Here is a 24,857-nt window from a genome sequence, read left to right on the forward strand (position 1 = left end):
GCGGTCTTATCCTTTTGGCAGACTGGCGGCGTGGATAAATGCCTCATCCAGGCTTTGGGCGTCGTAGGCGTCCATGAAGCCTTGGGCATCAGTAAAACGGTTGAATCGCCTTTGACTCAGCATGTAAAAATCATCGCAATGGGCGACGATTTCATCGACGTTGTGCGATGAAACCAACACCGCGACACCCTCTGCCGCTGCCCCCTCCAAACAACGCCAGATGTGATAACGAAACTCGGGATCCACACCCGCCGTGGGTTCATCCAGTATCACCAGGTCCGCGTTGGCGCAGAGCAGGGACAACGTAAAAAACCAACGCTTTTCCCCATAACTGCAGAGTGCGGATTTTTTGTTCCAGATCTCGCAGTAACGCTCTGCGATGCCGGGGCTCCATTTTTCGATTTTATCGAGTGCATGTTGTTGGGTAACCTTAGTGTCGGAGCAAAACAGCATGGCCATTTTGAAGATGTCGAACATGCGAAATACAGGCGGCGTACTGATGATCTGCGACAGGTACAGCAGCTTGGAGAAAGAGCTGTTTACCTCACCGCCCTCTATTTTCTTCAGGCCGCACAGCACATCAAAAAAAGTGGTCTTGCCGGAGCCGTTTGGGCCGAGAAGGCCTGATATGGAGCCGGCTGCGACTGTCAGAGAAGCGTTGCTGAACAGTACATGGCCTGGGTAACTGACCCCGAGTGAGCTGACGATAAGTTTCTTCATCAGTATCGGCTCCAGATTGGGTTGATGAGCAATAATCGAAAGGTCACGCCAAAGGAGATAGAAAAGGCCGCCATGACAACTAGCACGACCTCTATCGACCCCGCGGCCCCCTCCAGCATTATTTGATTAGCCCATCCCATCGGACTTAACAGTTTGATGACCTGGAGCGCAGCATGAGATGAACTGGCACTGACAATTCCAAGCGCCAACATCAAACACAACAAGACAGAAAAAACGGTGCCGGCATTTTGAAAACTTAGCGGAGCCAATGTAAGCAACAGCGAAAATATGGAGAACAAGAGAAAACAGATATAAAACCTCAACACGACATCCAGCACATCCGACACTGCCACCCCCGACCCGAAATAAAATTGCGTCAGGCCGTAGAACACCAAGCAATAAACAATCGACAAGAAGGAATAGGCAAAAAACTGCCCAAGTAGAAAGATGAGCTTAGTCGGTGTCGTGTAGACAAAAGAGCGCAAGAAGCCACTTTCTCTTCGCCCGACGATATAAAACGCCAGGCCAAAAAAAGCCACGCTACAGGCGATAAAGGCATAGAACCATGACGTAACGGCGAGATAACTGATCGTTCGATCATCATTGGACGTTCTCGCATAGGCGATTAGATAAAATGTTACCGCCGGAGAGACCACCATCCAGAACAGTGCAACAGGTTCCTTTAACTGTTCCTTTATAAACAATGCGGCCAGTAAAAAGGATTTGGACAGTGGATAACCGTTCATGGCTTACCTCGCAGGAAGCGTGACCGACTTTCCATCAAAACTTAGCGCATTTGGAAAAACATTCAAGATACTCTATTTTTACCAGGCTCGTGAATATGAGAAATTTCACTCATAAAAATCAGACATCTAGCAATTGAATACAACGAACTTCTTCTTTCGAGGACGCCACCCGAACATCACATTCTTCAACAGCGTTAGTGACTTATTGATCACATTACAAAAACAATCAAATACTTCATTAATTAACAAGTACTGCGCTGCTCGACTGTTTTTTTGCAAAAATACGACGAGCGGCATTGGTCAAATTTGACCTGAGAGCGCTCAATCAGCCAAAACCGCCGAATCACACGCGGCGATCTTCTCCCGCGCCCCCTCATCAATAAGCCCGCGAAGCCTCTCAAACAAAGGATCGGCATCCGTGTAGCCTTTGCCGTAGGTCAGGTTGAATCCATAGTCGAAATCGGGTGGGTTCTTGCCCTGATTGTGCTGGAGAAGGGTCTCTAGTTTGTCCAGCGCCTTGACGGCCTTGGCCTCGGCAGACTGTGCGGTTTCATAGTCCTCCCAGAGCGCCATTATCTGCGTTTGCAATGGCCCGTCGAGGGCGCGGGTCAGGTGTAGAAGGTCTTTTCTCTCTTGCTCGCTCTTGTCGGGAAACGACGCTTTGTGGATGGCCGGGATGTCGCCATGGATGGCCTCCCCCAGGTCATGAATGACGCACATCTTGAGCAGTTTGAGCCTGTCGAGATGGCTGAATTGATCCTCGAAAACCATCGCCATCAGGCACAGGCGCCAGCTATGTTCCGCGGTGCTTTCGGTGCGCCCTGAGGTGGTGTGGGCGCTGCGGAGTACGTCCTTGAGTTTTTCCGCCTCGCGAATGAAGGCGAGGCGCCCTTTGATCTCTTCGGTGTCCATGGTGTTCTCTGGCTCGGTCGACTGACGTGCTGCGCGACTGCACAGGCGGCCAGACTAGGTCCAGGGCTATCCGGCGTCCACGCATAAGATATGCGTGCGCCCGTGTCAGAGTGTCTCGACCAGGCGCGCGGCCGTTCCGTCCGAGAGGGGGATGCGGGTCCAGCGGCAAACACCCTGCGTGATGGGCACGAGCAGCGAGTCATTGGCGCCCGTGGAAAACTCCACGGCAGGCGGTGCCAGGGTTTCGCGCCATCCGGATGCGTTGAGTGCCAGCTCCTTGCGCATGATCTCGGGGGTGGCGAAACGCCAAAGAGAGCAGCCCATCAGCTCACTGATCGGGCGCGTGAACTCGGCGGCTCGGCTCGGGGAGCACGCCAGCAGACGGTGGGTCAGGTCGCAGACAAGGTGCATGGGCCGTGGGCTCTCGCTGACCAGCCGGGCCAGGACGTGATCGGCGGCGGCGTCGAGGCGAGCGGCCAGCAGTTGCTCAAGCTGTTTGTGCGCCACCGGGTCCATGGCCTGCACGCCGCTTTCCCAGCGGGAAATGGTCGATTGGGTCACACCGAACACCTGCGCGGCATGGGATTGCTTGACGCGGTGCAACAGGCGCCAGCGCCTCAGCGCAACGCCAGGCAAGGCCAGCGGTAACAATGTGTCAGACATGTCGAGACTCTCGAGAGGCGACGGGGCGGGTCAGTTTGATGGATGTTCGCCCACGCCTGCAAATCAACTCTCGGGATTGATCCCGCTTTTGCGCGGCACACCGGCCTCGTCCGTGCCCACTCGCAACCCTGCGACCTGCTCCTGCACCGCCCGTCCCTCTGCCCGATTGCGGATGAACCCAGCGCGGGTAAATCGCTCCAGAAACGGCACCGGCAAGGTCTTGCCCGGTATCACTGCCGGCTGCTCGTCCACATCACCGAACAGGGTATACGCGGCACTTGGCAAGTGCCGGGTATTGAGGTCACTGGTCAGCCGTCCTTCCTGCAACACAATCGCGCGGTTGGTGACCCGTTGCAGGTCGGACAAGCGCTGGGAAATGTAGAGGATCGCCACACCCCGTGCGCGCTGGCTGTCGATCAGGCCAAGCAGGCGTTCGGCGTCGGTTTCCGACAGGGCGGCAGTGGGTTCGTCGAGGATCAGGAATCGGGGTTGCTGTGCAAAGGCGCGGGCCAGCACCAGCAATTGGCGGTCCGCCTGGCCGAGGCGTTCGACCGGGTGTTGCAGCGGCAGGTCCAGGCCCAGCCCGGCGGCGATGGCTTCGGCACGTTGCAGCAGGTTTTTGCGGTTGAGCAAGAAGTCGGCGTCGGGTTGGCCCAGCTCATCGAGCAACAAGTTCTCGGCCACACTCAGGCCGGGGGCGATCCCATCGTCGGGGCGTTGGTGCACCGCCACGATGCCAACCCGGCGCGCCGACAACGGCGAGGTGAAACGTTGGCGCTGGCCATCGACCCACAGTTCACCAGTGTCCGGCGCCAGGCTGCCGCTGAGGATCTTTACCAAGGTCGATTTGCCCGCCCCCGTGGCGCCGAGCAACGCCACGCCCTCGCCCGGATAAATATCCAGGCTGACCTGATCCAGCGCCCGTTGGGCATCAAAGGTTTTGCACAGGCCAAGCAAGCGAATCAAGGGCGCGGCGGCAACGAGGTTGCTCATGGCTCATCTCTAAGGCGGAACGGTGACTCATTACAACGCTTTACGGCGCTGATTTATTCCGAACAACAATGAGTTAGGTCCCGAATTAAATGCATTACCTCATGAACAATCCAATAGCTGAATCGCATAGCCGAATTTTTTTGAGTTATAAGGCGATTGTCGGCAGTTTGATGAATGCATTCAGCGTGGCATCCGGCAATGCTCGGCGAAGGTACAAACCGGGGACATCGTTTACCTATCTGGCCGCGCTGCCTGGTTTTGGGTCTGCTGCGCAGCCCAACGCGGGCGGTGCGACGATTCGACAAGCCCGCTTGCCACAGGATATCGCGTAAGCATCTTGAATTTATTAAACGCAGACTGAGGTGGATGGCATTTGGTCATGGTTTGTAAAGGGCCAGCAAGGCGTGTCGCTTTTAATTGAAGGACGTTTCCTAGACAATCCTCGCCGCCTTGTGCCTGCCGGGATCGGTGGCTAGTCTTCGCTCCGTCGCTGAACTTCAGTGATCGGGTTTAGCAGCCTGACTTCAATGGGCACACGGTTCACATCTGCGTTTATGGTGGCTGTGCGCGGGGCACCTTCGGGTGCGCTGGTTTTCCTATTGACCGGTCTGCTAACCCGCGTACAGCTGCCACCCGCGTTTAGCAGCGTCGGCGGTAGCTCCTTTGCTCAATAGGAGTTGCACCATGAACAAAGCCCTACCCGACCCACCCTGTGACCCCGCCAAAGACCGCGCCGCCTTCAACCGCGCCATCGATCATTACCTGCCTTCACCGGGTGTCCACGCCATCAACGAAGACCTCAGCTTCGAAGACGCCCTGCTCTACACCGCCAGTTTGCTCGACAGCGCATCAGCGACTGCATTGGATTGCGGCGAGCTGTTGCCCAGCCCAGAGCGGGCTAAGATCCTGGCGGTGTGGCATTTACTGGAAATGGCCAAAACGACGGTGGATCGCTCCATCGCGTGCCTGAAACCTTCGCCTACCACTGCTTGAACACGGCGTCCTCACGTTTTTCGCCGGCAAGCCGGTATCTACAGAAACCAAAAAGCGTACCCACGATGCGAAGCGAGTCGCTCTTGATCTGAGGCGCCCCGTCAAACACGCTGGCCGAACGCAGGCCTTGAATCCGTGGGTAACCCGGCAGGACGCCGGGTTAGCCGCGCTGGGCCAAGGATGGCCCATCGCGGCGGCCCACGGATTCAAGCCTTCGTTCGGGCACACCGAGCCTAAGCGAGGTACCGAGTGTTGGGGCAAGAGCGCTTTGGTTACTTTCGCGCTTTTCGAAAGTGACCCGCCGTAAGGGCGGAACCAATACCCGCCATCACCCAAATAACGGATATGTACTCCGTCTGATCCAACATCCAGGTCGGCTGTCAGGCCGCCTTCGCAGGCACGCCAGTTCCCACACTATCCGCATTACCAACCTTAGATCCTGCGACGCCGGTTGAGCTGAGGAATGGCCGCCTGAGGAACCTCCACCCGCTCCACCTGCGTCGCCGTCTGCGCCGCCAATTGCGCCAACGTCGGATGACTGAACAGCGTCCGCGCATCCACCTCCAACCCCGCCTTGCGCATCCGCGCCACCAGGTTCACCGCCAACAACGAATGCCCCCCCAGCTCAAAGAAATGGTCATGCCGCCCCACCCGCGCAAGCTTCAACACCTCAGCCCAAATCCCAGCCATCAGCATCTCCACTTCCCCCAGCGGCGCTTCATAAGCCCGACTCACCACCGACTCCAATCCCGGCTCCGGCAACGCCTTACGGTCAAGCTTACCGGCAGGATTGAGCGGCAATTCATCCAATTGCACAAACGCCGCCGGCACCATGTACTCCGGCAACTGCTCCAGAACATGCACGCGCAAGGCTTCCAGGCTTGGAGCCTCATGACGCACAGAGAAATAGGCGACCAACCGCTCATCCCGAATCAACACCGCCACTTCCCGCAACGCCTGATGCGCCATCAGCCGTGATTCAATTTCCCCCAGCTCCAAGCGCACGCCGCGCAGTTTGACCTGAAAGTCATTGCGCCCCAGGAACTCAAGGTTACCGTCCGGTAGATAACGCACCAGATCACCCGTGCGATACAGCCGGTCGCCGTCAACAAACGGGCTGTCGATAAACCGTTCGGCGGTCATCTGCTCCAACCCCAGGTAACCACGGGCCACGCCGACCCCGCCGATATGCAACTGACCACTGACCCCCATCGGCACCGGCGCATCGTGTTCATCCAGTACATAAAGGCGTGTGTTGTTGATCGCCCGACCAATCGGCAATTGCAGCGCAGGCACCGGCGCGCCGGGTTCCAGGGTCCAGGCGCTGCTGTCCACCGTAGCTTCGGTGGGACCATAGACGTTATGCAGGCGCACCTTGGGCAAGCGCGCCTGCACGCCACGGGCCAGGGCTTCGGTGAGTTCGCCGCCGCCACACAGCACGTCGGTCAGGCTGGTGCACAAGGCCGACTCTTCCAGTTCAAGAAACTGCTGGAGCATGGCCGGCACGAACTTGATCACACTGATCTGTTGCTCGCGAATCACCTGCGCCAGGTAGGCAGGCTCACGATGCCCATCCGGCCGGGCGAGCACCAACCGCATGCCGTTGGTGAGCGGCCAGAACAGCTCCCACACCGAGCCGTCGAAGCTGAAAGGCGCCCGTTGCAACAGCGCGCCGCCCTCGGCGTTGGGGCACAACTGCGAGCCCCAGTGCATCAGGTTACCGAGGCCACGGTGCTCGATCATCACGCCCTTGGGCGTGCCGGTGGAGCCCGAGGTGTACATCACGTAGGCCAGGTTGGCGACGCTCAAGCCCGGCACCAACGGGTTGCCGATGGGGGCCTGGCTCCACGCGCAGTGGTCGAAGTCGATCACCGGAATCGACACCTCACCCGACAAGTCGCGGGTCGCCGCGTGCACCAGCAGCGCCACCGGTTGGCTGTCGTGGAGCATGTAGGCCAGACGCTCGCGCGGGTAGCCTGGGTCCAGCGGCACATAGGCGCCGCCAGCCTTGAGGATCGCCAGCAAGCCCACCACCAGGTCTAGCCCGCGCTCGACGCAAAGCGCCACGCGGGAATCCGGTTGCACCCCGCGTTCGCGCAGGTGGAAGGCCAGTTGATTGGCGCGTTCGTTGAGCTCGCGGTAGGTGAGTTGCAACTCGCCGGCCTGCACCGCCACCGCATGGGGGATGTGCCGCGCATGGGCTTCGAACAGCGCCTGCACGGTGAGGGTTTCGGGGTATGCGGTTTCAGTGGCGTTGAAGTCCACCAGCAAGGTGTTCAACTCGCTGGCGGGCAGAACCTGAACTTCACGCAGTGGCGTTTGCGGTGCCTGCTCCAACGCGTCCGTCAGGTTGACCAGCACGGTTTCAAGGTAATCCAACAAGCGTTCGGCGCCGACCTGACGTGGGGCCTTGGCCTTGATCTGGAAACCACTGGCGGTGTCATCCACGGTCAACATCAGCGGGTAGCTGAGAATGTCTTCACTGCTGAGTAAGGCGATGCCCGGCACCAACGTAAGGTCGCGTTCGGCGTCGGTGTGGCGGTAGTTGAGCAGGCTGTTGAAAAGTGGCGATGCACTGCTGCAACGCTGGGCCAACGCCAGCGAGGCCTGCTCATGGGCGAGCAAGGCGCTGAGTCGAGCGTGGGTATCGCTCAGGGCATCAGCGACGGTTTTCCCGGCCAGGCGCAATCGCAGCGGCAGCGTGTTGATGAACATGCCCAGGGCCCGGTCAGCACCCTCGCCCGCTTGCAAACGGCCGAGCAACACGGTGCCGAATACCACGTCATCGCGCCCGGCGACGCGGCTAAGCACCTGGGCCCAGGCCAAGTGGAACAGGCTCGCGGCACTCACGCCCAACCCTCGCGCCTGGGCACGCAGGCGCTGATTGAGGCGGTCGCTCAGCACGCGTTCGGCTTCATCCGTGCGCGCCCGGTCCGCCTGGCGTTCCTGTAACCCGAAGGCCAGCGTCGGCTCGTCGACATCGCCCAGTTGCTCACGAAAGAACGCCTCATGCCCAGCCTGCCGTGCCGGCGAACGGGCTTGCGTCACCACATTACGATACGGCACCGGCACCGGCAGTTGCGCCTGCTGGCCGAGCAAATGGGCGCGGAGCTCCTGCATCAGGATCGTGGTGGACGTAGCGTCGTTGACCAGGTGATGAAAGCGCAGGCGTGCAACCCAGCGCTGGTGCTGCGGTTCTTCGGCATAGTCCAGGGCCATCAGCGGAGCCTGGCGCAAATCCAGCGGTTCACACTCCTCGCGCAACGGTTCAACGCGTAACAGCGCCTCGCGCCACACCACTTGCATTGGCTGCTCAAGCGCATCCCACACCAGGCTGGTGCGCAGGATGTCGTGGCGGTTGATCACCTGTTGCAGGGCCTGGGCAAACGCGTCCACCTGCTCACGCCGGGCAAAACTGAACAGCGCCTGTTGCTGGTACGGATCGCGCTCGTCGGTGATGTGGTGGTAGAGCAAGCCTTCCTGCAACGGCGCCAGTGGGTAGACGTCCTGCACATTGGCCGCGCCGCCGGGAATGCTCGCGACGATGCGCGCCAGGCTCTCAGGATCCAGTGCGGCCAGCTCAGGCGCGTCCATCTCGCCGTATTCACTGGCCGCCGCCAAAGCCGCCAGGGTCGGCTGGCCGAACAGCACCTGCACATCGGCACGCAGCCCGACCTGGCGCATGCGTTGCACCAACTGCACGGCCAGCAACGAATGCCCGCCGAGTTCGAAAAAGTGGTCATGACGCCCGATCTGTTGCACCTGCAACAGCTCGGCCCAGAGTTGCGCCAACAGGGATTCCACCCCGGCGTGCGGGGCTTCGTACAGGCGTGTGACAAAGGCGTCCTGGGTCGGCGCGGGCAATGCCTTGCGGTCGAGCTTGCCGTTGGCGGTCAGGGGCAGCGCGTCCAGTTGCGTGTAGGCGGCGGGCAGCATGTAGTCGGGCAGCGAGGCCTGCAGGTGGGTACGCAAGGCTTCGATCTGCAGCGCTTCGCGGGGGACGAACCAGGCGAGCAATTGCCCATCGCGTGACTGCACCACTGCTTCCTGCACCTGCGGATGGGTGGCAAGTGCGGATTCAATTTCGCCCAGTTCGATGCGCATGCCACGGATTTTCACCTGGTCGTCATTGCGCCCCAGGTATTCCAGGTTGCCCTCCGGCAGCCAGCGCGCGAGGTCGCCGGTGCGGTACATGCGGCCTTCCATAAATGGGTCGTCGAGGAAACGTTCGGCGCTCAGCTCGGGGCGATTGAGATAACCCCGCGCGACGCCTTTGCCGCCGACGTACAGCTCCCCTGCCACGCCGATGGGCACCGGGCGTTGCTGTTCATCCAGCAAATACACCGTGGCATTGGCGATGGGCGCGCCGATGTGCAAGAGCTGGCCCACTTCCATGCGGCCGGAGGTGGCGACCACCGTGGCTTCGGTGGGGCCGTAGTTGTTGATCACCGCAAAGGACTGCGCCTGGGTAAAAGACCGCAAACGGTCGCCGCCGATCAGCAGGGTGCGCAGGGTCGGGTGTTGCAGGCCTTGGCTGAAGGCGTACTCGGCCACGGGCGTTGGCAGGAAGCACACCTGCAGCGGCTGCGCCTGCCACCAACGGAGCAGCGCGTCGATATCTTCGGCGCCGTCATGCGCCGGCGGCAGGTGCACCGTGGCGCCCACGCACAACGCAGGCCAGATTTCCCAGGCCATCGCGTCAAACCCGAAACCGGCGACGCTGGCGGTGTGGCTGCCGGCGTGCAGGTCGAAGGCCTGGCAATGCCAGTCCACCAGGTTCGCGACGGTGTGATGCTCGACCATCACGCCCTTGGGCAGGCCAGTGGAGCCAGAGGTGTAGATCACATAGGCAAGATTGGAAGGACTGACCGCTACGCGGGGGTTGGTGCCCAGGTGGAAGGTCGGGCGATCCAGCTGGATCACCGGCACCTCCAGCGCAGGCAAACGCGACAGCAGATCGTGCTGGGTGAGCACCACCACCGGGTCGCTGTCTTGCAGCAAATAGTTCAGGCGCTCGGCCGGATGGGCCGGGTCGACCGGCACGTAGCAGGCGCCGGATTTGAGGATCGCCAGCAACCCCACCAGCGTCTCCAACCCGCGCCGCGCCAGGATCACCACGCGGTCGTCCGGCTGTACACCACGCTCCAGCAGTTGGTGGGCCAGCGCATTGGCCTGCTGGTTGAGTTGGGCGTAACTCAGTTGCCGGCCTTGGTACACCGCCGCCACGGCGTCTGGCGTACGGGCGGCCTGGGCTTCGATGCGGCCGTGCAGGGTTTGCAGCGGTGCGTGGGGCTGGGCGGTGGCGTTCCAGTGTTGCAGCTGGGCCTGTTCGGCGGGTGTCACCAGGGAAAAGTCACTGATCTTCAGCGCCACGTCTTCCAAGCCTTGTTCCAGCAGCCAGGTAAAGCGCTGCGCCAGGGCGAGCACGTCGTCGTGTTGGAAGTACGCTTCGTTGTAGACGCAATGCAGGCACGCGGTGTCCTGGTAACGGTTGCTGCGCAGGTGGATCGCCAGCGGCAACGGCTCATGGTGGTTGGACACCTTGACCGCGCGGGCCTCGGTGGTGCCGTAGCGCAGTTCGTGGTCATCCTGCTCGAAGGACACCGACAGGTCGAACAACTGACCGCGATCGGTGCGGCGCAAGCCCAGCTCACGGTTCATCTCGCTCAGGGGGAAACGCTGGTGGCGGAAGTCCTGCTTGAGCTGGTCACGAACCCCACGCACCACGGCGCTGAACGGCAACTGCTCATCGAACTGCAAACGGACCGCGCTGACCTGGGTGAACAGCCCGACAGTGGAACGAAAACGCGCATTCGAGCGGTTGAGAATCGGCAGCCCCACCACCCATTCCGGGCGCTGGGCGGTGCGGGTGAAATACACATACATCGCCGCCAGCAGTACATGAAATGCCGAAGCCTGGTAACGGTTGGCCACTTGTTCCATGCGGTTGAGCAGCGCCACCGGAAACGCTTGGGCCAGGGTATTGCTGGACGCCTTGGCGGTATGCCGGGGCGTCAGTAAGGGCTCCGGCAGCATGCGGTATTTGCCCAGCCAATACCCACGGTCGCGGGCATAGCGGGCCGAGGCGTGGTAGCGCTCATCCGCGTCGATGAAGTCGACATAGGACGGCGCCAACGGCTCCGGCTGCCGGCCTTGTTGCAGGTCGGTGTACAGCCGGGCCAGGGATTGCAGCATCTGGCCAAAGCCCCAGCCATCGAGGATCAGGTGGTGGGCCTGGGTGCCAAGGCGGTAGTGATCGTCGTCGAGCTTGACCAGGAAGAAGCGAAACAGCGGCGCGCCCTGCAGGGAGAATGGCAGGGCCATTTGCGCCTGCATCAACGCCTGGCTGGCGGCCTGTGGATCAGCCTCCCCGGCAACATCATGCAGGGCCAGTTCGACGGGCAACGTGGTGGCGAAGGTCTGCCGAGGCAAACCGTTGGCGTCGGTGTGCAGTTGCGTGCGCAACGCATCGTGCTTGATCACCAATAATTCGATGGCGCGCAGCATCAGGTCTGGCGCGATGGGACCGGCGAAATCCACATAGCCGCCGATGTTGTACAGCGGCGAATCGCCTACGCGCAGTTGGTCGAGCCAGATGTCCTGTTGGGCGGCAGTAAGGGGGAAGCTGGAGGATTGCTTCATAAGATCCTTCTCATGGGGTTCAGGCACTGGCCGCGCAGGGAGGCCCATTACGACGAATAGGCTGGATTGGAGCATGGGCATAGGGGAGTGTCTGTCACCCTAAACCCGGACATCCAAATGGATAGATTGAGCTTGGCTGATGGTTCACTGCTGAAACGATTAAAGCTGTGTAGGAAATTGGCTATACCTGCCCGCTGTCAGTATTCATTGATTGTTTTTAAATATAAAAATTCTTGTTGTTTATCAAATAGTTAACTAACTCTAAAAGCCTCTTCTGATTTTTATCGGCCGGAATTACCTCTCAGAAACGTCGAATTAATGACGTGGTTTTTATGGCACGTTGTGTCCCTCGTTTCTGCTACATACGTAGGACAAATCCCCTGGCTAAATACACTCTCGACTACCGACTCTGGTGTGTGAGCAACGGATCGCCCCCGCAGAGGCCCAGAGAGTCTGTTGACGGTTTTCGACATCAAGGATGAGATGGCTATGAGTTTGACCAGCAGTATTGCCAACGCGCAGAGCCCGAATTTCTATGCCGAAATGGGCGAGTTGATTGCCAACAGTGGCCACGCGGATTTCGCCGCACACATGCTGCACCTGGTGGACAAGTGGGTGCCGATCCACCTGGTGGACCTCAGCGAATGGACCCTCGACGAGCTGCGCGACCGTGTGCTCGATATCAAGCTGCTCGGCAGCGCCGGCCAGACCCAGGACCTGCCGCCCCTGGCCCTGAACTCGATGGACGACCACCCGTTGCTGCGGGAAATGCTCGGCATGCAGGACCCGCTGCTGATCCAGCTAAGGGCCAAGGCCAAGAGCGCGTTCCCGCGGGGCACCTCACACCAGTGCAACCTGGTGTCGCGCCAGGGCAATCGGCGCTGTGTGATTTCGTTTTATCGCCCGCCCAACCATCGTGGGTTTTCACTGGCCGAGTTGTCGTTTCTCAAGTGCCTGTCGGACACCCTGCTGCCATTGATCGAATGCCACGCCCAGAGCCTGCGCCAGGCGCCCCACCCCGAGGCCGAACCGGCCCACACTTTGCTGGAGCAATCCCAATTGCAGCGTGAGTTCTACAAGCGCCTGTCCCTCGGTGAAATCACCCTGTCGGCCCGCGAACAAGAGGTGTGCCTGGGTCTGCTGACCGGCGGCACCGTGCCGCAGATGGCGGAAAAACTCAGCGTGAAGAACAGCTCCATCGAAACCTACCTCAAGCGCGCCGCCGCCAAGTTGGGCGTGAGCGGTCGGCATGGCCTGGCCAAATGGATGGTTGGCGCCTGATGAATAAATTGAGCGCATTCGCACTGGCAGGGCTGCTCGGCGGCTGTTCGCTGATCCCCGATTACCACCGGCCGGAGGCGCCCGTGCCGGCGCAGTATCCCCAGCAAGGGGTGTACGCACTGGCGCAGTCCGGCACGTCGGACTGGCAGCAGTTGTTTCATGACCCGGCGTTGCAACGGTTGATTGGCGAAGCCCTGCTCAACAACCGCGACCTGCGGGTGGCGGCGCTGAACGTCGAGGCGTTCCAGGCGCAGTACCGCATCCAGCGGGCGGATCTGTTCCCGGCCGTCTCTGCCACCGGCGCCGGTCAGCGTCGGCGTTTGCCGGGGGATGTGACCGGCACGGGCAAGCCTGCCATTACCTCGAGCTATTCCGCGACCTTGGGCATCAGTGCCTATGAACTGGATTTATTCGGCCGCATCCGCAGCCTCAGCGAACAGGCGATGCTCACCTACCTCGGCACCGAAGAGGCGCGGCGCAGCGCACAGTTGAGCCTGGTGGCCAACGTCGCCAATGCCTACCTGACCTGGCGTGCCGACCAGGAGCTGCTGGCCCTGGCCCGCCAAACCCTGGTGGCCAACGAACACAGCCTGCGCCTCACCCGCGGCAGCAAAACCGCCGGCAAGGCCTCGGCACTGGACGTGGTGCAAGCCAGCACCAGCGTCGAAAGCACCCGCGCCAGCGTGGCCCGTTATGAGCGCCAAGTCGCCCAGGACCTCAACAGCCTCGCCCTGCTGGTGGGTGGTCCGGTGGATGAACACTTGCCGTCGCGCCCACTGGCGGATGACTGGGTAACGCGGGTGCCCGCCGGCCTGCCTTCGGACCTGCTGCAACGTCGCCCGGACATCCTCCAGGCCGAGTACCAACTGCGCGCCGCCAATGCCAATATCGGCGCCGCACGCGCGGCGTTTTTCCCTTCCGTGAGCCTCACTGCCAACGCCGGCAGCGCCAGTACGGAACTGTCGGGGCTGTTCAAGGGCGGCTCCGGCAGTTGGACCTTCCAGCCGCAGATCAACCTGCCGATCTTCAACGCCGGCAGCCTGCGCGCCAGCCTCGACTACGCCAAGCTGCAAAAGGACATCACGGTGGCGCAGTACGAAAAATCCATCCAGACCGCCTTCCAGGAAGTCGCCGATGGTCTCGCGGCGCGGCAGACCTACACCGATCAACTGGAGGCGCAACGGGATTTCGTCGCGGCCAACCAGCAGTATTACAACCTGGCCGAACACCGCTACCGCAGCGGCGTGGACAGCAACCTCACCTTCCTCGATGCGCAACGTGCGCTGTTCAGCTCACAACAGGCGTTGATCATCGACCGCCTGGCGCAGTTGGTAGCCGAGGTGAAGTTGTACACCGCGCTGGGCGGCGCGTGGCAGGTCAACCCAAGTCCGACTGCCGCAGCCGATACTCCCCCGGCGTCACCTGCGCATAACGAAGGAAAAACCGGCTGAAATACGCCGGGTCCTTGAAGCCCAGCTGGTAGCAGATTTCGTTGGCGGAGCTGCCGGTGAACAACAGCAGGCGCTTGGCTTCCTGCATCACCCGTTCCAGGATCAGGCGCTTGGACGGCAGGTCGGCCAGGCGCCGGCACACCTCATTCAGGCGTGCTTCGGTCACGCCAATCCCCTCGGCATAACGCGCCAGCGGCCAGTGTTCCCGGTAGTGCGCCTCGATCAACTCGTTGAAGCGATGGAAGATGCGCAGGTCTTCATGGCGGGTCGGGCGCGCCGGTAAGGAGTGCGCGCACAGCCGCAGCAGGCGAATCATGATCAGCCGCGTCAGGCTGTCCAGGGCCGCCGCACGCCCTGCCCGCTCAGCGTTGATCTCGTCGTTCAACTCTTCGAACAATCGATCCAGGCCCTGGTCACCCGCCGTCAACGCCACACAGGCGGCGCCGGAGGCCAGGCTGGGGTCGGCGTCAATCAAGCCCCACACCAACTGCTGGCGCACGGTCAGCACATGCCCGTCGGCATCCGCCTCGGTGACAAAGGCGTGGGGCACCGTGGGCGGCGTGAGGAAAAACATCGGCCCGGACTCCACATACTGGCGGTCATCCAGGTACACCCGCACCGCGCCACTTTTTACGTAATGCACCTGGAAAAACCGGTCATGTCGGTGCACGGGCATGTTGCGCCCGAAAAAACCCGCCAGGTTACCGAGCTGGTCGTAATGCACCTCGGCATCGCTGTAACGCTGGTCGTAGACCTGCCCGATATTGATGTTGGGAATCGGCTGCACGCTGCCCCCTTGTTGTTATTTGAATGCCACCGGATTTTGCCACGCTTGACGGTAGTTAACATATTAATTATAACGTTAACAACTTAACGAACTGCCTATGCAGCAGTCGCCACCGCCAGGAGAAACGCATGAGCCGTACCCTGCATGATGTTGCCAACGGCACCCTGTTTGGCGTTGCGCTGAACTACCAGGGCCTGCTGGACCAGCATCTCGCCGCCTTCCAGCAGGCGCCCTATCAGAAGCCGCCGACCCAGCCGGTGCTGTTTATCAAGACCCCGAACACGCGCAACCAGCACGACGCGGTGGTGCTGCATCCCCAGGGTGAACGCCTGCAACCCGGCCCTGCGTTAGGCGTGGTGATCGGCCAGCGCGCCAGCCGCGTCAGCCTGGACAATGCCATGGCCCATGTGGCCGGTTATGTGGTGGTCAACGAATTCAGCCTGCCGGAAGACAGCTACTACCGCCCCGCCGTCAAAGCCAAATGTCGCGATGGGTTCTGCGCGCTGGGGCCGGCGTTGGTGCCACGGGAACAGGTGGACAACCCCAATCAGCTGAGCCTAAAGCTGTGGGTCAATGGTGAACTGCGCCAGGAAAACTCCACCGCCAGTTGGGTGCGGGACATCCCACAATTAATCGCCGAGATCAGCGAGTTCATGACCCTGCACGCTGGCGACGTGCTGATCACCGGCACGCCCGAAGGCCGTGTCGATGTGCTGCCCGGCGACAAGGTTGAGGTCGAAATCAGCGGCGTGGGCCGCCTGGTCAGTCATATTCAAGCGGAGACCCCGGCATGAAACGCGCGCGCATTCGTTTTGAAAATGAAATCCACGCGGTGCAGGTCGAAGCCGAAAATGCCGTGCGCCTGAACGACGGTCGCCTGCTCGCGGAGGATCAGGTTGAGTGGCTGCCCCCAGCCACCGGCAACATGTTCGCCCTCGGCTTGAACTACGCCGATCACGCCGCCGAATTGGCCTTCACGCCACCGACCGAGCCGCTGGCCTTCATCAAGTCCGTCGGCACCTACACCGGCCACCGCCAGGTCACCTGGCGCCCGGACAACGTCGCCTACATGCACTACGAGTGCGAACTGGTGGCGGTGATCGGCAAGGCCGCACGCAACGTCAAACGTGCCGATGCGCTCGACTACCTGGCCGGCTACACGGTGTGCAACGACTACGCGATCCGCGACTACCTGGAAAACTACTACCGCCCCAACCTGCGCGTGAAAAACCGCGACGCCACCACTCCGGTCGGCCCGTGGATCGTCGATGTGACCGATGTGCCCGCCCCCGGCAACCTGACCCTGCGCACCTGGATCAACGGCGAACTGCGTCAGGAGGGCAGCACCCGCGACATGATTTTCGACATCCCCTACCTCATCGAATACCTGTCCAGCTTCATGACCCTGCAACCCGGCGACATGATCGCCACCGGCACGCCCGAAGGCCTGGCCGACGTGGTACCCGGCGATGAAGTGGTGGTGGAAGTCGAAGGCGTGGGCCGCCTGGTCAACCGAATTGTCAGCGAGGCGGAGTTCTTCTCTGCCCGGAAAGAGGCGTAAGCAGCATGATCAAACACTGGATCAACGGCCGCGAGGTCGAAAGCAAAGACACCTTCATCAACTACAACCCGGCCACCGGCGAAGCGATGGGTGAGGTTGCCAGCGGCGGTGCGCAAGAAGTCGCCCAAGCCGTGGCAGCCGCCAAAGAGGCCTTCCCAAAATGGGCCAACACCCCGGCCAAGGAGCGCGCACGCCTGATGCGCAAACTCGGTGAATTGATCGAACAGAACGTGCCGCACCTGGCCGAGCTGGAAACCCTCGACACCGGCCTGCCGATCCACCAGACCAAAAATGTGTTGATCCCTCGCGCTTCGCACAACTTCGACTTCTTTGCCGAAGTCTGCACGCGCATGGACGGCCACAGCTACCCGGTGGACGACCAGATGCTCAACTACACGCTCTACCAACCGGTGGGCGTGTGCGGGTTGGTGTCGCCGTGGAACGTGCCGTTCATGACCGCCACCTGGAAGACCGCACCATGCCTGGCCCTGGGCAATACGGCGGTGTTGAAAATGTCGGAACTGTCGCCGCTGACCGCCAATGAACTGGGGCGCCTGGCGGTGGAAGCCGGGATTCCCAACGGCGTGCTCAACGTGATCCAGGGCTACGGCACCACGGCCGGTGATGCGCTGGTGCGCCATCCGGACGTGCGGGCAATTTCCTTTACCGGCGGCACCGCCACCGGCAAGAAGATCATGCAGACCGCGGGCCTGAAAAAGTACTCCATGGAACTGGGCGGCAAGTCGCCGGTGCTGATCTTTGAGGACGCCGATCTGGAGCGCGCCCTCGACGCGGCGCTGTTCACCATCTTCTCCCTGAACGGTGAACGCTGCACCGCTGGCAGCCGCATCTTTATCCAGGAAAGCGTGTACCCGCAGTTCATCGCCGAATTCGCGGCGCGCGCCAAACGGTTGATCGTCGGTGACCCGCAGGATCCAAAGACCCAGGTCGGTTCGATGATCACCCAGGCGCATTACGACAAAGTCACCGGCTACATCAGGATTGGTCTCGAGGAAGGCGCCACCCTGCTTGCCGGCGGCCTGGAACGCCCGGCCAACCTGCCGGCGCATTTGAGCAAAGGCCAGTTCATCCAGCCGACCGTATTTGCCGATGTGAACAACAAAATGCGCATCGCCCAGGAAGAAATCTTCGGCCCGGTGGTGTGCCTGATCCCGTTCAAGGACGAAGCCGAGGCCCTGCAATTGGCCAACGACACCGAGTACGGCCTGGCCTCCTACATCTGGACCCAGGACATCGGCAAGGCCCATCGCCTGGCGCGCGGGATAGAAGCTGGCATGGTATTTATCAACAGCCAGAACGTACGCGACCTGCGCCAGCCATTCGGCGGGGTCAAAGGCTCCGGCACCGGGCGTGAAGGTGGCCAGTACAGCTTCGAAGTGTTTGCCGAGATCAAGAACGTGTGCATTTCCATGGGCAGTCATCACATCCCGCGTTGGGGTGTGTAACACCGGGTCATGCGCTCCAACAAAAATAATGAATCTGGAGAATCATCATGGGCGAAGTGGTCCTGGCGGCGAAGATCTGCCACGTACCGTCGATGTACCTGTCGGAACTGCCCGGCAAGCATCACGGCTGTCGCGAAGCGGCAATTGCCGGGCACAAGGAAATCGGCCGTCGCGCCCGCGAACTGGGCGCCGATACGGCGGTGGTGTTCGACGTGCACTGGCTGGTGAACAGTGGTTACCACGTCAACTGTGGCGAGCAGTTCCAGGGCACCTACACCAGTAACGAGCTGCCGCACTTCATCAAGAACATGGACTACGCCTACCCCGGCTGCCCCGAACTGGGCGAGTTGATCGCCGCCGAGGCCAACGCGGCCGGCGTGCGCAGCATGGCCCATAACATCCCGAGCCTGGAGCTGGAATACGGCACGCTGGTGCCCATGCGCTACATGCACATGGGGGTGCCGGAGGATGAGAAATTCAAAGTCATTTCCATCGCCGCCTGGTGCGCGTGGCATCGCCTGGAAGACAGCTTTGCGTTTGGCGCCGCCGTGCGCCGGGCCATCGAGAAGAGTGACCGCAAGGTGCTGGTGTTGGCCTCCGGCTCGCTGTCCCACCGTTTTTCGGATGACCGCCAGGCCGAAGCAAACATCCACAACTGGACCCGCGAGTTCGACAAGCAGGTAGACCTGCATGTGGTGGAGATGTGGAAGCAAGGCCGCTTCAAGGAGTTCTGCGCGATGCTGCCGGACTACGCCGAACACTGCTTCGGCGAAGGCAAGATGCACGACACCGCCATGCTCCTGGGGCTGCTCGGTGGGCCGGACTACGCCAAGGCGGCGGAGATCATCACGCCGCCGTTCGGCAGTTCGGGCACCGGACAGATCAACGCGATTTTCCCGCTGTAAACCTGGGAGAAACCCATGCCGCACTTTATCGCCGAGTACACCGACAACATCGAACAACAGGCCGACCTGCCCGGCCTGTTTGAACAGGTCCACCGCGTGCTGGGAGACAGTGGCGTGTTCCCCCTCGGCGGTATCCGCAGCCGTGGCGTGCGCCTGGACACCTGGCGCATGGCCGATGGCAAACACGACTATGCCTTTGTGCACATGACCCTCAAGGTCGGCCAGGGTCGCGACCTGGCCACGCGCCAGGCGGTGGCCGAGGCGTTGTTTGCAGTGATCACCACGCACTTCGCCGAGCTGCAGGCGCAACGCTTGTTGGCGCTGTCGTTCGAGATGGTCGAGCTGCATCCGCAGCTGAATTTCAAGCAGAACAACGTGCATGCGTTCCTGAACAACCCGACGGGGTAAACCCCGTCGCTCCCCTCACGGCCTCTCAGACAAAAAGTACAACATCATGAGCACAGCCCAATCGACTGCCAGCCGCGTGCTGGCCGAGCACGACCGCACCCATCGTTCAGTGACCTGGCGCCTGATGCCGCTGTTGCTGGTGTGTTACCTGTTCGCCCACCTGGACCGCATCAACATCGGCTTCGCCAAGATGCAGATGAGCAGCGACCTGCACTTCAGCGACACGGTGTATGGCTTCGGCGCCGGGTTGTTCTTTATCGCCTATGCGCTGTTTGGCGTGCCGAGCAACCTGGCGCTGGACCGCGTCGGCCCCCGGCGCTGGATCGCCAGCCTGATGGTGGTGTGGGGCTTGCTGTCCACCGGCATGCTGTGGGTGGAGAGCGCCCGGGGTTTCTATGTGCTGCGCTTTTTGCTGGGGGTGGCCGAGGCCGGTTTTTTCCCAGGCATCCTGGTGTTTCTCAACCGCTGGTACCCGGCACGCCGCCGCGCCCAGGTCACCGCGTTGTTTGCCATTGCGGTGCCCATGGCCGGCGTGCTGGGCGGGCCGTTGTCCGGAGCGATCCTTGAACATTTCCATGATGTAGGCGGCCTGCGCGGCTGGCAGTGGATGTTCCTGATCGAGGGCCTGCCGGTGGTGCTGCTCGGGCTGGTGGTGCTCAAGTGGTTGCCGGACGATTTCGACTCGGTGCACTGGCTGACGGCTGAGCAAAAACTTCAGCTGCACACCCAACTGCGCAGTGAAGAACAGCGCAAGACCATCACCTCGTTCGGCGGCATCCTGCGCGACCCCCAGGTGTGGTTGCTGGTGGCGGTGTATTTCGCGGTGATGCTGGCGGTGAACACCCTGGCGTTCTGGATGCCCACGCTGATCCACGGCGCCGGTATCGGCCGCGACAGCCAGGTCGGCCTGCTGAGTGCCGTGCCGTACCTGGCCGGGTGTTTCTTCATGATCGGCTGCGGGCGTTCGTCCGACCGCCACCGCGAACGGCGCTGGCATCTGTGCGTGCCGCTGCTGATGGCGGCCGTCGGCATCGCCGTGGCGGGCCTGGCGCCGGACAAACCGCTGCTGGTGATGGGCGGGCTGGTGGTCGCCGGCATGGGTGCCAGCGCGGCCTTGCCGATGTTCTGGCAGCTGCCGCCGGCGTTTCTCTCCAACACCACCCAGGCGGCCGGTATCGCCATGATCAGCTCGTTCGGCAGCGTCGCCGCGTTTCTTGCGCCGTACCTGATCGGCTGGATGCGCGACGCGACCCAGAGCGCCAGCCTGGCGCTGTACGTACTCGCTGTATTTATCGCCCTCGGCGGCCTGCTGGTGCTGCGCACCCACGCCGCCATCGTCAATCCCCGTTAAGGACCGTTGCCATGCTCGACTCCCAACAAATTCTTGCGGCCGCTGCCCACCTGGACCGCGCCGAACGCAGCCGCGAACAGGTGCGCCAGTTTTCCCTCGACTACCCCGGCATCACCCTTGAAGACGCCTACGCCATCCAGCGTGCCTGGGTTGCGCAAAAGATCCAGGACGGCCGCACGCTGAAGGGCCACAAGATCGGCCTCACCTCGCGGGCCATGCAGGTTTCGTCAAACATCACCGAACCGGACTACGGCGCCCTGCTCGATGACATGTTCTTCGACGAAGGCAGCGACATTCCCTTCGAACGCTTCATTGTGCCGCGGGTGGAAGTGGAGCTGGCGTTTATCCTCGGCAAACCCCTCAACGGCCCGAACTGCACGGTGTTCGATGTGCTCGACGCCACCGAATGGGTGATCCCCGCGCTGGAGATCATCGACGCACGTATCCAGCAGGTCGACCCGCACACCCACGCAACACGCAAGGTGTTTGACACCATCTCCGACAACGCCGCGAATGCCGGCGTGGTGCTGGGCGGCCGTGCCGTGCGTCCCACCGAGATCGACCTGCGCAAAGTGCCGGCGGTGCTGTACCGCAATGGCGTGATCGAGGAATCCGGCGTTTCCGCCGCCGTGCTCAACCACCCGGCCAAGGGCGTGGCCTGGCTGGCAAACAAACTGGCGCCCTATGACGTGACCCTGCTGCCGGGACAGATCATCCTCGGCGGCTCGTTTACGCGCCCGGTCGCGGCTCGCCCTGGCGACACCTTCCACGTCGACTACGACCTGCTCGGCTCGATTGCCTGCCGCTTTGTCTGAACCCTGGAGGATTGTCATGGACATGCCCATCAACCGCTTCAAACAACGCCTGCGCAACGGCGAGGTACAGATTGGCCTGTGGCTCGGCCTGGCCGACGCCTATTGCGCGGAATTGGCCGCCAACGCCGGTTTCGACTGGCTGTTGATCGACGGCGAACACGCGCCCAATCACCTGCACGGCATGCTCGCCCAGTTGCAGGCCGTGGCGCCCTACCCTAGCCAGGCGCTGATCCGCCCGGTGATCGGCGACAGTGCGTTGATCAAGCAACTACTGGACATCGGCGCCCAGACCCTGCTGGTGCCGATGGTCGAAAGCGCCACCCAGGCCCGCGAACTGGTGCGTGCGATGCGTTATCCGCCCCAAGGGAACCGGGGTGTGGGCAGTGCACTGGCGCGGGCTTCACGTTGGAACAGCATCCCTGGCTACCTCGATCTGGCGGATGAACAGATGTGCCTGCTGGTGCAGATCGAAAACCTTGAAGGCCTGGCGAACCTGGACGAGATTGCCGCCGTCGAAAGCGTGGACGGCGTGTTTATCGGCCCGGCGGATTTGAGTGCGTCGATGGGGCATCGCGGCAATCCTGGGCATCCCGAGGTCCAAGCGGCGATTGAGCACGCCATCGGGCGCATCGTGCAGTCGGGCAAGGCGGCGGGGATACTCAGTGCGGATGAAAGCCTGGCGCGGCGCTACATTGAGTTGGGCGCGACGTTTGTCGCGGTCGGCGTGGACACCACGGTGTTGATGCGCGGGTTGCAGGCGCTGGCCGGGACATTCAAAGGTGCGCCGGCGCCACCCCATGGCGTCGGCGTGTATTGAAGCCGCTCAACGCTTGAGGTTGATGTTCTTCAAGTCATCCAGCAGACCCAACAGGGTCTGCAACTTCTCTTCGCCCAACTGATCCTGCAAACGCTGGTAGTTGGCCTCCATGCATTGGCTCATGGACTCGAAACTCGCCTTGCCCTTGTCGGCCAATGTCACCAGCACCCGGCGCTGATCCTGCTCGGCTTTGCGCCGGTGCACCATACCGGCGGTTTCCATGCGTACCAGCACGCCGGTCATGCTCGGCTTGAGGATGCAGGCCAGTTCCGCCAACTGGTAGATCTCCAGCTCACCGTACTGTTCAAGGATGCGGATGATCCGCCATTGCTGTTCGGTCAGGCCGTGTTCGTTCAAGGACGGACGGAAAAAACTCATCGCGGCTTCGCGGGCTTGCAGCAGGGTCAAGGTCAGGGACTGGCGAGGTTTGAGCATAGGATCAGGGTCACGAAGTATTTAGTTAATAATTTAACGAAACTCTAGCATTCCCGGCCGGCGAGCGCGCTATAACTTGTCTAGCGCACCGCCCATGGCGCGCAGAATCAAAAGCCTGGGCACGCAGGATCAAGACTTCCACCCCGCCAGGGCCCCTAATGGAGGCATCCGCTTTAGAGCCTTCCTTCACCTTTTCAGGCTGCGCCATGATCAACATCGAAACCCCCACGTATTACACCGCCACCAAGAAATACAACCTCAGCTTCCCGACCCTGGAACAGGACATCGACGCCGATGTGGTGGTGATCGGCGGCGGTTTCTCCGGCATCAACACGGCCCTGGAACTGGCGGAAAAAGGCATCACCAATATCGTCGTGCTTGAAGCGCGTTACCTGGGCTTCGGTGGCACCGGCCGCAATGGCGGGCAGATCATGGCGGGCATCGGCCATGACCTGGAGAAGATCAAGAAAGACGTCGGCGAAGACGGCCTGCGCCAGGTGTTCGAGATCAGCGACCTGGGCGCCGACATCATCAAGAGCCGCATCGCCAAGTACAACATCGACGCGGACTTCTGCCACGGCTACGGCTACATGGGCTTCAACGCCCGCCAGGAAAAAACCCTGCGCGCCTGGGAAAAGGACTTCAAGTCGATCAACAGCCAGCACGAGATCCGCTTTCTCGGCGGTTCCGACGTGCAGCAGATCATTGGTTCCAAAGCCTACAGCAGCGCCCTGCTGCACATGGGCGGCGGGCACGTGCATTCGCTGAACCTGTTGCTGGGCGAAGCCACCGCACTGGCCAGCCATGGCGTGCGGATTTTCGAGAACAGCCCAGCGCTGGAGGTCAGCTATGGCGAGCGCATCACTGTGCGCACCGGACGCGGTTCAGTGCGCGCCAGCAAGTTGCTGTGGGCCTGCGACAGTTTCCTCAACAAGCTGGAGCCGGAGCTGCACCGTTCGACCATCAACACCTACGCGTTCCAGATGATGACCGAGCCGTTGTCCGAAGAGCTGATCCAGCGCATCAGCCCGATTCGCGGGGCCTACAGCGACATCCGCCCGGTGATCGACTACTACCGCGTCACCAACGAGAACCGCCTGCTGTTCGGCGCCGCCACACCGCTGGTGGAGCACATTCCCGGCGACCTCAAGGCGTGGAACCGCAACCTGATGCTGAAGATCTTCCCCTACCTCAAGGATGTGAAGATCGACCTGGCCTGGGGCGGCCCGATGGCGTGCAGCCCCAACCTGTTCCCGCAGATCGGCACCTTGCCGGGGCGCAGCAACGCGTTTTTCGTGCAGGGCTATTCCGGCTTCGGCGTAACCCCCAGCCACATCATCTGCAAGGTCCTGGCTGAAGGCATGAGCGAAGGCTCGGCGCGCTATGACCTGGTCAGCTCGATTCATCGCCCGACCATTCTCGGCAAGGACGCGATCCGGCCCTTGCTGCTGACGGCGGGCAAATCCTGGCACCAACTTTCCGGTTATTGGAACGGGCGCCGCTAACCCCCTTTTTTCCTCATCAGGAGCAACTGCCATGACCCTCACTACGCTCAAACACAACATCCAGCTGTCGGAACTCGACCCCTGGGGCACCGTGGCCGACCTCGGTTCGCAGATTCTCGAAGGTGAAGTGCGAGCCTTCGGCAAGATGACCTTCGGCGCGCCCACCGACCCGGTCAGCAGCGCTTATTTCGGCACCACCCAGGGCAAATTCCGCATGGTCTACCCGTTCACCGAACAAGCCACAGTGGTGACCGGCGAAGTACTGCTCACCGACGAGTCCACTGGCCAAACCACGCGCTACAAAAGCGGTGATAGCTGGTTCGTGACCAAGGGCACGCCGGTGTTGTGGGAAGTGCTCAGCGAAAGCTTCGTCAAACACTACTTTGCCGTCGTGTAAGGGAGACGT

Annotated in this window: 21 protein-coding genes; 13 read left to right on the forward strand and 8 right to left on the reverse strand. The window is 61.5% G+C overall.

The features are described from left to right. Positions 1 to 6: 6 nt before the first annotated feature. The 5 genes from AYR47_RS26725 to AYR47_RS26745 form a co-directional block, all read right to left on the reverse strand. Complete coding sequence (locus tag AYR47_RS26725; RefSeq protein WP_061448988.1) at positions 7 to 720, reverse strand: AAA family ATPase; 714 nt, start codon at positions 718 to 720, stop codon at positions 7 to 9. Then, positions 720 to 1,466, reverse strand: coding sequence for a hypothetical protein (locus tag AYR47_RS26730; RefSeq protein ID WP_061448989.1), 747 nt, complete (start codon positions 1,464 to 1,466; stop codon positions 720 to 722). Before AYR47_RS26730 ends, AYR47_RS26725 begins: the two co-directional genes overlap by 1 nt. A gap of 321 nt (positions 1,467 to 1,787) precedes the next feature. Continuing rightward, positions 1,788 to 2,378, reverse strand: a complete 591-nt coding sequence (locus AYR47_RS26735; RefSeq protein WP_061448990.1) for an HD domain-containing protein — start codon at positions 2,376 to 2,378, stop codon at positions 1,788 to 1,790. Positions 2,379 to 2,483: 105 nt separating this feature from the next. Beyond that, positions 2,484 to 3,041, reverse strand: coding sequence for a helix-turn-helix domain-containing protein (locus AYR47_RS26740; protein ID WP_061448991.1), 558 nt, complete (start codon positions 3,039 to 3,041; stop codon positions 2,484 to 2,486). A gap of 63 nt (positions 3,042 to 3,104) precedes the next feature. Continuing rightward, positions 3,105 to 4,034, reverse strand: a complete 930-nt coding sequence (locus AYR47_RS26745; protein WP_033903316.1) for an ATP-binding cassette domain-containing protein — start codon at positions 4,032 to 4,034, stop codon at positions 3,105 to 3,107. Positions 4,035 to 4,718: 684 nt separating this feature from the next. Here AYR47_RS26745 and AYR47_RS26750 point away from each other — a divergent pair. Then, on the forward strand, positions 4,719 to 5,027 hold the full coding sequence (locus AYR47_RS26750) for a DUF6124 family protein (RefSeq protein WP_033903317.1): 309 nt from the start codon (positions 4,719 to 4,721) through the stop codon (positions 5,025 to 5,027). 432 nt (positions 5,028 to 5,459) lie between these two features. On the opposite strand, the gene AYR47_RS26755 is transcribed toward AYR47_RS26750, so the two are convergent. Then, entirely contained in the window at positions 5,460 to 11,669 is a 6,210-nt protein-coding gene (locus AYR47_RS26755; RefSeq protein ID WP_061448992.1) for a non-ribosomal peptide synthetase, read from the reverse strand. A gap of 489 nt (positions 11,670 to 12,158) precedes the next feature. Between AYR47_RS26755 and AYR47_RS26760 the strand changes: the two genes are divergently transcribed. Together AYR47_RS26760 and adeC are read left to right on the forward strand one after the other, a co-directional pair. Then, positions 12,159 to 12,950, forward strand: coding sequence for a helix-turn-helix transcriptional regulator (locus AYR47_RS26760; RefSeq protein ID WP_061448993.1), 792 nt, complete (start codon positions 12,159 to 12,161; stop codon positions 12,948 to 12,950). Next, positions 12,950 to 14,401, forward strand: a complete 1,452-nt coding sequence (adeC, locus tag AYR47_RS26765; RefSeq protein ID WP_061449490.1) for an AdeC/AdeK/OprM family multidrug efflux complex outer membrane factor — start codon at positions 12,950 to 12,952, stop codon at positions 14,399 to 14,401. Before AYR47_RS26760 ends, adeC begins: the two co-directional genes overlap by 1 nt. On the opposite strand, the gene hpaA is transcribed toward adeC, so the two are convergent. After that, positions 14,328 to 15,188, reverse strand: coding sequence for a 4-hydroxyphenylacetate catabolism regulatory protein HpaA (gene hpaA / locus AYR47_RS26770; protein WP_061448994.1), 861 nt, complete (start codon positions 15,186 to 15,188; stop codon positions 14,328 to 14,330). The genes adeC and hpaA overlap by 74 nt on opposite strands. A 128-nt stretch (positions 15,189 to 15,316) precedes the next feature. Here hpaA and AYR47_RS26775 point away from each other — a divergent pair, with 128 nt between their 5' ends. From AYR47_RS26775 to hpaI, 8 genes are read left to right on the forward strand one after another with little or no spacing between them, the layout of a single operon-like run. Further along, the gene (locus AYR47_RS26775; protein ID WP_061448995.1) at positions 15,317 to 15,982 is read left to right on the forward strand and encodes a fumarylacetoacetate hydrolase family protein; all 666 of its coding nucleotides are present in this window, start codon (positions 15,317 to 15,319) and stop codon (positions 15,980 to 15,982) included. Next, positions 15,979 to 16,749, forward strand: a complete 771-nt coding sequence (locus AYR47_RS26780) for a fumarylacetoacetate hydrolase family protein (protein ID WP_061448996.1) — start codon at positions 15,979 to 15,981, stop codon at positions 16,747 to 16,749. Before AYR47_RS26775 ends, AYR47_RS26780 begins: the two co-directional genes overlap by 4 nt. A gap of 5 nt (positions 16,750 to 16,754) precedes the next feature. After that, positions 16,755 to 18,215: a 5-carboxymethyl-2-hydroxymuconate semialdehyde dehydrogenase gene (gene hpaE / locus AYR47_RS26785; RefSeq protein ID WP_061448997.1), complete on the forward strand. Its 1,461-nt coding sequence runs from the start codon at positions 16,755 to 16,757 to the stop codon at positions 18,213 to 18,215. Positions 18,216 to 18,262: 47 nt separating this feature from the next. Next, complete coding sequence (gene hpaD / locus AYR47_RS26790; RefSeq protein ID WP_061448998.1) at positions 18,263 to 19,120, forward strand: 3,4-dihydroxyphenylacetate 2,3-dioxygenase; 858 nt, start codon at positions 18,263 to 18,265, stop codon at positions 19,118 to 19,120. 15 nt (positions 19,121 to 19,135) lie between these two features. After that, positions 19,136 to 19,528, forward strand: coding sequence for a 5-carboxymethyl-2-hydroxymuconate Delta-isomerase (locus AYR47_RS26795; protein ID WP_061448999.1), 393 nt, complete (start codon positions 19,136 to 19,138; stop codon positions 19,526 to 19,528). Between the two features lie 46 nt (positions 19,529 to 19,574). Next, the gene (locus AYR47_RS26800; protein WP_061449000.1) at positions 19,575 to 20,879 is read left to right on the forward strand and encodes an MFS transporter; all 1,305 of its coding nucleotides are present in this window, start codon (positions 19,575 to 19,577) and stop codon (positions 20,877 to 20,879) included. A gap of 11 nt (positions 20,880 to 20,890) precedes the next feature. Beyond that, positions 20,891 to 21,694, forward strand: a complete 804-nt coding sequence (hpaH, locus tag AYR47_RS26805; protein ID WP_061449001.1) for a 2-oxo-hept-4-ene-1,7-dioate hydratase — start codon at positions 20,891 to 20,893, stop codon at positions 21,692 to 21,694. A gap of 16 nt (positions 21,695 to 21,710) precedes the next feature. Next, the gene (gene hpaI / locus AYR47_RS26810) at positions 21,711 to 22,511 is read left to right on the forward strand and encodes a 4-hydroxy-2-oxoheptanedioate aldolase (protein WP_061449002.1); all 801 of its coding nucleotides are present in this window, start codon (positions 21,711 to 21,713) and stop codon (positions 22,509 to 22,511) included. A gap of 6 nt (positions 22,512 to 22,517) precedes the next feature. On the opposite strand, the gene hpaR is transcribed toward hpaI, so the two are convergent. Beyond that, positions 22,518 to 22,946 (reverse strand): homoprotocatechuate degradation operon regulator HpaR, encoded by a 429-nt coding sequence (hpaR, locus tag AYR47_RS26815; RefSeq protein ID WP_061449003.1) that lies wholly within the window; start codon positions 22,944 to 22,946, stop codon positions 22,518 to 22,520. A gap of 206 nt (positions 22,947 to 23,152) precedes the next feature. Here hpaR and AYR47_RS26820 point away from each other — a divergent pair, with 206 nt between their 5' ends. Both AYR47_RS26820 and AYR47_RS26825 read left to right on the forward strand, forming a co-directional pair. Then, on the forward strand, positions 23,153 to 24,451 hold the full coding sequence (locus AYR47_RS26820; protein ID WP_016978428.1) for an NAD(P)/FAD-dependent oxidoreductase: 1,299 nt from the start codon (positions 23,153 to 23,155) through the stop codon (positions 24,449 to 24,451). Positions 24,452 to 24,482: 31 nt separating this feature from the next. Further along, the gene (locus AYR47_RS26825; RefSeq protein ID WP_061449004.1) at positions 24,483 to 24,848 is read left to right on the forward strand and encodes a cupin domain-containing protein; all 366 of its coding nucleotides are present in this window, start codon (positions 24,483 to 24,485) and stop codon (positions 24,846 to 24,848) included. The last annotated feature ends 9 nt before the right edge of the window (positions 24,849 to 24,857 follow it).

Origin of the sequence: Pseudomonas azotoformans, assembly GCF_001579805.1 — a bacterium.
GTDB classification, from domain to species: domain Bacteria; phylum Pseudomonadota; class Gammaproteobacteria; order Pseudomonadales; family Pseudomonadaceae; genus Aquipseudomonas; species Aquipseudomonas azotoformans_A.